The sequence below is a fragment of the Sphingomonas glacialis genome, from assembly GCF_014653575.1.
Lineage (GTDB): Bacteria > Pseudomonadota > Alphaproteobacteria > Sphingomonadales > Sphingomonadaceae > Sphingomonas > Sphingomonas glacialis.
The window spans coordinates 1-7,633 of the sequence record NZ_BNAQ01000020.1 but is presented as its reverse complement, the minus strand read 5'-3'; the positions used below and the strand labels follow the sequence as shown (position 1 = coordinate 7,633).

Here is a 7,633-nt window from a genome sequence, read left to right as displayed (position 1 = left end):
ATCAGCCGTGGCGCATCATGTCCATCGGACTGCGGTCGTGGGCCCATCGGTCCTGATCAGAGAGTCTTGGTATTACCTGACATCTTGACCACTCTTGACGGGCGAGAAATTTTCACTGGAACGGGTCGCGGCTTTAGTTACCAGGATCTGCCGGCCGAAGCGCTGGCGGGTGCCGACGTCTATAAGTCGAATTCCGCTGAATTGATCGAAGGTGGCGTGGCCGGGGTGATCAATTTGCGCCTGCACAAGCCGTTTGACTTCAAAGGGTTTACGCTCGCCGCCAATGCGCGGGCTGTTTATAGCGGGAATGCGCAGGAGGTGAACCCGGTGCTCGGCCTGCTCGTTTCGAACCGCTTCGAAACTGGCCTTGGTGAGATGGGCCTGCTGGCGGATATCTCCTATTCGCACAACAAATTCGATCGCCCGGTTGCGTTCAACTGCGACTTTCGCAGCGGCACACAAGGCCCTCCCGGCGCTGCCGGGATCATCGCGCCGACATGTGTCGGCGGCGTCGAGCAACAAGGTACGTACGAGCGCAAGCAAGCTAACGTAGCCTATCAGTGGAAAGCTGCGCCGGGCCTCGAGATTTACGCCAACGGCCTGTACACGCGCTACAGCAACAAGTCGGCAAGCTATTTTCAGATCGATGACGTGTTTAGCGGTACATCCTTCAGCAATGTACAAAAGACAAATGAGTGCAAGGATTATGCTGTAAACGGCGCGGGTTTCTATAATCCCGCCGGTACGGTACAGAACCTGTGCACCGCCAGCTCATTCACTTCGACTGGGCACGGCGGCTTCACCAGCACGCAGGCGCATTACGATCGCACTTCGGTCTATATCATCTCTGGAGGCGCCAAATATACGTCGGGCAGTCTAAGCCTGAGCGGTGACGTTTCGTACCAGCATTCGGAAGTGCGCAATCAAAATTTCATCTTGGACGTTTTTAAGTCGGGCAACGGCATCACTACCAATGTTGCAACTAACGTGAATGGCGGAACGGTCTATAATGACACTGTAAATGGTCTCGGCGACCCGACGAATTTCGCGCTATCGCCGCTCAACCAGGACAATGTCCGCGATCGCGGCAAGGAGTTCGCAGCGAAGCTCGACGGCACTTACAAGATCGGCAGTATCCTCGATAACATCCAGTTCGGCGCGCGCTTCGCCAACCACAGCGCGACGCATCAACAGTCGCTCGGCGGCACGTGCGGCACCGTTTGCGGGACGCTAATTTCGAACGTTCCGTTTCTGGATTCAAATTTTCTCGTTCACGCCCTGGGAACGCCGACTATCAACAATGGCTTTGGAATTATCGTTCCGAACCAGGACGAGCTGCGCGACCCTGCGGTTCAAAACAAATTACGCACGCTTTACGGCCTAGGTGCTGGCTTCCCTGATTTTACACCGGACCGCTCCTTCTCCGCTACTGAGAAAACCTATTCGGGCTATCTTCAGGCCGCTTATAAAGTGCCGATCAGCGGGCCGATCACGCTCGATGGCCAGATAGGTGGTCGCTATACCCGCACCGAACGTCAAATCTCGGGGGCTTCGTTCGTGACCCCGGCATCGACGACCGCGGTGCCTAACCCGGCACCGGTGCTGACGCCGTTCGGTGCGAATACCGCCGACAACGACTTCCTGCCCAGCGCCAGTGCGCGAATGCGGTTTGGTGGCGGCTTGCAGGCACGCGCTACTTACTCGCGCGCGATCGCACGGCCGAGCTTTGGAGATCTCAATCCTGGGCTGAGCTATCTGATCTCAACCAACAGCTTGATCCTGCCGGCCGGGTCAGGCGGGAATCCCAACCTGCGCCCGCAGAAGTCCGACAGCTATGACGCGACGCTTGAATATTATTTCTCGCGTAACGGCTTCGTGGCCATTGGTGGCTATTATAAGGACATAAAGGATCGGGTAATCAGTCAGAGCCAAGTCGAACTAATCAACGGCTTTAGCTACAACATCACCCGCCCGCGCAACGTTGGGGCGGTGTCTCTGAAGGGGATCGAAGTTAGCGCACAGACCTTTTTCGACTTCTTGCCTGGTCGACTCAACGGCTTTGGCGTGTTTGGCAATTTCACGCTCGCGGACAGTAAGGTGAAAACGGCCGGCGATCCCTTGTTCGGCCAGAGTATACAGGGCGTCTCAAAGTACAATTACAACATCGGTGGCCTTTATGACAAAAAGGGCCTAACCGGGCGCGTCGTCTATACGTACCGGTCGAGCTATTATGACGAGAATTATGGTGGAACCAACGTTCGCCCTGTCGGCCAGACTCTCATCCTTAACCAAGTACGCCCCAATGGCCGCCTCGACGCCAGCATCGGGTTTGAGTTCCGTAAGGGGGTCACACTGTCGATCGATGGTACCAATCTGACGCGCGCCAAATATCGCAGCTATTATGGGGATTCGAACTTGCCACGCGATTATCGCTTCGATGATTCGTCATACTCGCTTGGTGTTGCGGTACGGTTCTAATCCCGTTCACGAGATCCCTCTCAACCGGCCGATTAGCGTTTGCCGGACGTCTCCCCCCCTTGCGGACGCGGTCGAAGTCGCGTCCGCATTTTTGTGTGACGCCTCGCCATTTAGTCGGTGGACGACCGAACGATCAGATCCATCACGTCGTCGATAATGCGCAGCATTGCGGTGCGCGACGCTTCGGGATCGCGCGCTTCGATCGCGAACAGCACCGCTTCATGTGCAGCAAGATCTGCAGTTCGGCCTTGAATGCGATTGGTGAAGCGGATCGAGGTACGCAATGCGGTGGCGACGACATCGCAAAACTGCGCGAAGAATGGATTAGTCGAGGCGCGTAAGATCGCAACGTGAAATGCGATATCTGCCTCGAGCGTGTCGTCGTCGCCGGTTTCGGCAACTCGCATTCGGTCGAAACCGGCTCGTATGAGTGCCAGCCCGTTCTTGTCGGCAAAGGTTGCGGCAAGTGCCGCCGCGGCCGGCTCGATCGCGACGCGCAACTGATTAAACTCACGCAATAATTTGATCGAAAATTTGCGGTCAAGCAGCCAGCGCAGCACGTCAGGGTCGAACAAGTTCCAATCGCTGTCTGGCTGCACGATGGTGCCTTGCCGCGGCCGCGCGCTGAGCAGACCTTTCGTTGTCAGCATTTTAACCGCTTCGCGGGTCACCGAACGGCTGACACCGTGCTGTTTCGATAGTTCCGCTTCGGTTGGAAACGCTTTTTCGGCATAGCCACCGGTGACGATCGTTTTTCCCAAATGATCGAGCAGCCCATAGGTCAGGTTGCGCCCGAGCGAGATCCGAATGTCGCTTGGATCGGTAGACATCGCTTGCACTCCTTGCACTTCAGCCTGTAAGTACCATAGATCATATAAATAGGCCGGCTGCTATCCCATGCTTAGCGGGCTGACGTGCGTTGGGGAAGGGTCCGAGATGCAGCTAGCAACGATCGATATCATGGTGGTCGCGGTCTATTTCGTCTGCATCTTCGGGCTGGCGCAATACGTCTCGCGCGACAAGGTCGGCGCCGGACCAAAGAACACCACCGACTATTTCCTCGCATCGAAGGATTTGCCCTGGTGGGCAATCGGGGCGTCGTTGATTGCAGCGAACATCTCGGCTGAACAGATCGTTGGCATGTCGGGGTCAGGCTATGCGATCGGCTTGGCGATCGCCTCGTACGAATGGATGGCAGCGCTGACCTTGCTCATCGTTGGCAAATTCTTCCTACCGATTTTCTTGAAAAATGAGATCTATACGATGCCACAATTCCTGGAGCGGCGGTACGGCCCGTCAATCCGGACGCTGATGGCGCTGTTCTGGCTCGCGTTATATGTCTTCGTGAATCTTACCTCGATCATCTGGCTCGGGTCGATCGCAGTCACCAAGGTGGCCGGCATCAACCAGGATTTAGCGCTCGTACTGCTCGGCGCGTTCGCCTTGCTATATCAGATCCGCGGCGGGCTTAAGGCGGTGGCGTTGACCGACATCGTGCAGGTGACGTTGTTGGTGCTTGGCGGGCTAATCATCGCGGCGCTGACGCTCGGCAAATTGGGGCAGGGTGCTGGAATGATCGTCGGGTTCCATCGTCTCACCACTGCAATTCCTGATCATTTTCATATGATCCTAAAGCCGGGCAACGCACATTACATGGATTTGCCCGGCCTGTCGGTGCTGATTGGCGGGATGTGGATCGCCAACCTCAGCTATTGGGGGTTCAACCAATATATCATCCAGCGTGCGCTTGCCGCCAAGAACATCGCCGAGGCGCAGAAGGGCATCATTTTCGCGGCCTTCCTAAAGCTGCTAATGCCGCTCGTGATCGTGTTGCCGGGGATTGCAGCGGTAATGCTCGCGCCCGATCTGGCCAAGCCGGACGAAGCCTATCCGACGATGATGGCATTGCTACCAAGCGGATTGCTTGGGCTGGTGTTCGCCGCGTTGATTGCGGCGATCGTCGCCTCGACCGCGTCCAAGATAAACTCAATCGCGACGATCTTCACGCTCGATCTCTACGCCAAGCGCAGCGGCGGCAAGGAGCCGGGCGAGGGGCGTGAGCGGCACCTCGTGTTCGTCGGCCGCGCGGCGGCGGTGGTCGCCATCCTGCTGGCGATAATGACGGCACGACCGTTGGTCGGCAGTTCAGAGCAAGCGTTCCAGTTCATCCAGGAGTTCACCGGCTTCTTCACGCCTGGTATCACGGTGATCTTCTTGCTCGGCCTGTTCTGGAAGCGAGCGAACGAGGCGGGCGCGCTCACAGCGGCGGCGACTTCGGTAATCCTGTCCTGGGCGTTCAAGACGCTGTTGCCGACGTTGCCGTTCATGGACCGTATGGGTCTGGTGTTCCTGACCGCCCTCGTCCTCGCGGTCCTAATTTCGCTCATCACGCGGTCGCGCGCTGATACCGACACGATCGACACCAAGTCGGTCAGCTACGGAACGCAAACGTCGTTCAACGTCGGCGCAATCGGCGTCATCCTGATCCTCATCGCTTTGTATGGAACGTGGTGGTGAGCGAACTTGCGTTCATCGCGATCGACTGGGGAACGACCAATCGTCGTGCCTATGCGATCGCTAGCGACGGCGCGGTGATCCAGACGTTGCGCGACGACAAGGGCGTGCTGAGCGTGGCGGCGGGCTCTTTTGTGGGCGAGGTTGCGAAAATCCGAAAACGGCTCGGCGACGTGCCAGTGCTGTGCGCAGGAATGGTCGGATCGACGCGCGGCTGGGTTGAGGCGCCGTATGCGCAGTGCCCGGCCGGGATCGACGCTCTTGTGGAACGGCTGGTATGGGTGGAGCCCGGCCGGACCGCGATCATTCCGGGTGTTGCGCAATTGCATGGCCGGTGCGACGTGATGCGGGGCGAGGAAGTGCAGGTCCTCGGCGCAGTGGTCTCCGGCATGGCGCCGGGCGACGCCTTGCTGTGTCAGCCGGGCACGCACTCCAAATGGGTACGGATGAAGCATGGCCAGATCGCCGATTTCCGCACTGCCATGACAGGCGAAATGTTCGCCCTGCTTCGCAATCACAGTTTGCTCGGCGATTTTCTAAAAGCGGATGTGGTCGCGGGACCCGCATTCCAAGAAGGCTTGGAGCTTGCCACGGACAATCACTTGCTCTCCGACTTGTTCGGGGAGCGGGCTGCGGTTGTGCTTGGGCAGCGCGACGTGGATGATACTGCGTCGCGGGTAAGCGGCCTTCTGATCGGCAGCGACGTGCGCGATCAGGTGATCGCAGCCGGTGGAACTGTCTATATCTTGGCTGACCAGGCACTCGGCGCGCTCTATGCGGCTGCCGTGACAGCAACCGGCGCGCGACCCGTCATGCTCGACAGCCACGCCGCTTTTCTCGCGGGAATTACCGCAATCTGGGACACAATCGATGGACACTGACACGCTTTTGACCACCGCGCTTGAGCGCTGCCCACTGGTAGCGATCCTGCGCGGCGTGAAGCCGTCCGAAGTTGAGGGCATCGTTGATGCAGTGCTCTCCGCCGGCATCCATATCGTCGAGGTGCCGCTCAATTCACCCGATCCGTTCGATAGCATCGCGCGTCTGGTGCAGCGTTTCGGCGATGACGCGCTGATCGGCGCTGGCACCGTACTGTCGGTAGCCAACGCGCGCCGCGTGGCCGAGGTCGGCGCGCGATTGGTGATTTCCCCAAATGTCGATGTGGAAGTGATCGCGGAGACCCAGCGGCTCGGGCTGGTCTCGCTGCCTGGCTATTTTACGCCCAGTGAAGCTTTTGCCGCAATCAACGCTGGGGCTAACGGCTTGAAGTTGTTCCCGGCAGAGGCAGCAACGCCGAAGATCCTCAACGCGCAACGAGCGGTAATCCCGCGCAGTGTGCCGATCCTCGCTGTCGGCGGTATCACGCCTATCACGATGTGCGAGTGGCGCGGATCCTGCGAGGGTTTCGGCCTGGGGTCGGCTCTGTATAAAACTGGCATGGATGCCGAACAGGTAGGCCGTAATGCGACTGATTTTGTGTCTGCGGTCAATCGCTATCGAGAAGAACCATCTTCGTGATCTGCCTTCATGATGAGTGGCCCATAGACTATGATAGTCTGGACCACCTAAGGGGACAGCTCACATTTCCAACCGACACGTCGTAAGCGTCCGGTCTGCCCCGCCTTGCGGGTGATGTGAGCCGCAGGCCACAGGTGCGGCACTGTGGCAAGCACCGGTGCGGCACTATGGCTATGATGATTATCGATGGTTTTGGCACGGGCGGGGCGGAGCCGCGTCGGCGGTTTAGCGATGACGACAAGGCGCGGATCGTCTCGGAGGCGATGATGCCCGGGGCGAGCGTTTCGGATGTCGCGCGGCGTTACCGGGTCTGTTCTTCGCTGGTGTATCGGTGGCGGCGCGTGCTGCTTCGCGACGGTGTTCCGGTCGAGGCACCGCGGCTGCCGGCGCCAGCGTTCGTGCCGGTGGAGGTGGCGAGCGCGGGTGCCCCTACTCAGCCGGAGCCCCTTGGGCCAGGCGTGGTCGAGGTAATCTGCTCTGGTGGGCAACGCGTCCGTCTTGCGCCACCGATCGACGCGATGATCTGCAGGACCAAGTAGTCGCAACCGCCGTCTTTTTCTGGTCGTGTCGTTGGCGACTGACTTCGCTACCAAATCGGCGTAGTCCGGCTTCGTTACACGGTGCGCTGAACTTGGTCGCGTCTGACATAGCCATCGTAGCGATATTGTTGCAGTATCAGCATGGGAGAAACCACGCCCAAAGTTTCAGGACGCGAAATGCCAAGCAACGCAGGCGAACACGACCACCCAGGTTCGGGAGTTGGCGGAGATGCGTCACGGATCGAAGCAGAGCTGGTAGGCCAGCACGCCACGCACGATCCCTTTCCGGCCGCGGTGCGGGCTACGCGCATGCCAATGGTCATCACCAACCCGCGGCTGCCGGACAACCCGATCGTGTTCGTGAACGACGCCTTCTGCCGTCTTTCCGGCTACGCACGAGAGCAAATTGTCGGCCGCAATTGCCGATTCCTCCAGGGGCCAGATACGTGTCGCGACGATATCGACACGATTCGCACCGCGATCAGCGAACGCCGCTCGGTCGAACTGTGTGGATCGGCGTGCAAAAAGGACCCCCTTAGCGGGGTGATCGGCGTCCAAAAGGGACCCCTCATTTCGATGGTTTA

The 7,633-nt window shown here is 58.9% G+C and carries 7 protein-coding genes; 6 read left to right on the top strand and 1 reads right to left on the bottom strand.

Annotated elements, in window-relative coordinates:
* Nucleotides 1-84: 84 nt before the first annotated feature.
* Entirely contained in the window at nt 85-2,478 is a 2,394-nt protein-coding gene (locus tag IE187_RS20875) for a TonB-dependent receptor (RefSeq protein WP_229839632.1), read from the top strand.
* Between the two features lie 110 nt (nt 2,479-2,588).
* Here the strand turns inward: IE187_RS20875 and IE187_RS20870 are convergent, their stop codons facing one another.
* Nucleotides 2,589-3,308, bottom strand: coding sequence for a FadR/GntR family transcriptional regulator (locus IE187_RS20870; protein WP_189677926.1), 720 nt, complete (start codon nt 3,306-3,308; stop codon nt 2,589-2,591).
* Between the two features lie 106 nt (nt 3,309-3,414).
* Between IE187_RS20870 and IE187_RS20865 the strand changes: the two genes are divergently transcribed.
* The 5 genes from IE187_RS20865 to IE187_RS21690 form a co-directional block, all read left to right on the top strand.
* On the top strand, nt 3,415-4,995 hold the full coding sequence (locus IE187_RS20865; RefSeq protein ID WP_189677925.1) for a sodium/sugar symporter: 1,581 nt from the start codon (nt 3,415-3,417) through the stop codon (nt 4,993-4,995).
* Complete coding sequence (locus IE187_RS20860) at nt 4,986-5,873, top strand: 2-dehydro-3-deoxygalactonokinase (RefSeq protein ID WP_189677924.1); 888 nt, start codon at nt 4,986-4,988, stop codon at nt 5,871-5,873. Before IE187_RS20865 ends, IE187_RS20860 begins: the two co-directional genes overlap by 10 nt.
* A complete protein-coding gene (locus IE187_RS20855; RefSeq protein ID WP_189677923.1) occupies nt 5,863-6,510 on the top strand; it encodes a 2-dehydro-3-deoxy-6-phosphogalactonate aldolase in 648 nt (215 codons plus the stop codon). The genes IE187_RS20860 and IE187_RS20855 overlap by 11 nt, the downstream gene beginning before the upstream one ends.
* Before the next feature lie 167 nt (nt 6,511-6,677).
* Complete coding sequence (gene tnpA, locus IE187_RS20850; protein ID WP_189677922.1) at nt 6,678-7,049, top strand: IS66-like element accessory protein TnpA; 372 nt, start codon at nt 6,678-6,680, stop codon at nt 7,047-7,049.
* Nucleotides 7,050-7,190: 141 nt separating this feature from the next.
* On the top strand, nt 7,191-7,633 hold a 443-nt coding region (locus tag IE187_RS21690), incomplete at its 3' end, for a PAS domain-containing protein (protein ID WP_308435309.1).

Coding starts and splice junctions, on each gene's coding strand:
- IE187_RS20870 (WP_189677926.1), bottom strand. CDS start 3,308: ATGTCTACCGATCCAAGCGACATTCGGATCTCGCTCGGGCGCAACCTG.
- tnpA (WP_189677922.1), top strand. CDS start 6,678: ATGGCTATGATGATTATCGATGGTTTTGGCACGGGCGGGGCGGAGCCG.
- IE187_RS20855 (WP_189677923.1), top strand. CDS start 5,863: ATGGACACTGACACGCTTTTGACCACCGCGCTTGAGCGCTGCCCACTG.
- IE187_RS20865 (WP_189677925.1), top strand. CDS start 3,415: ATGCAGCTAGCAACGATCGATATCATGGTGGTCGCGGTCTATTTCGTC.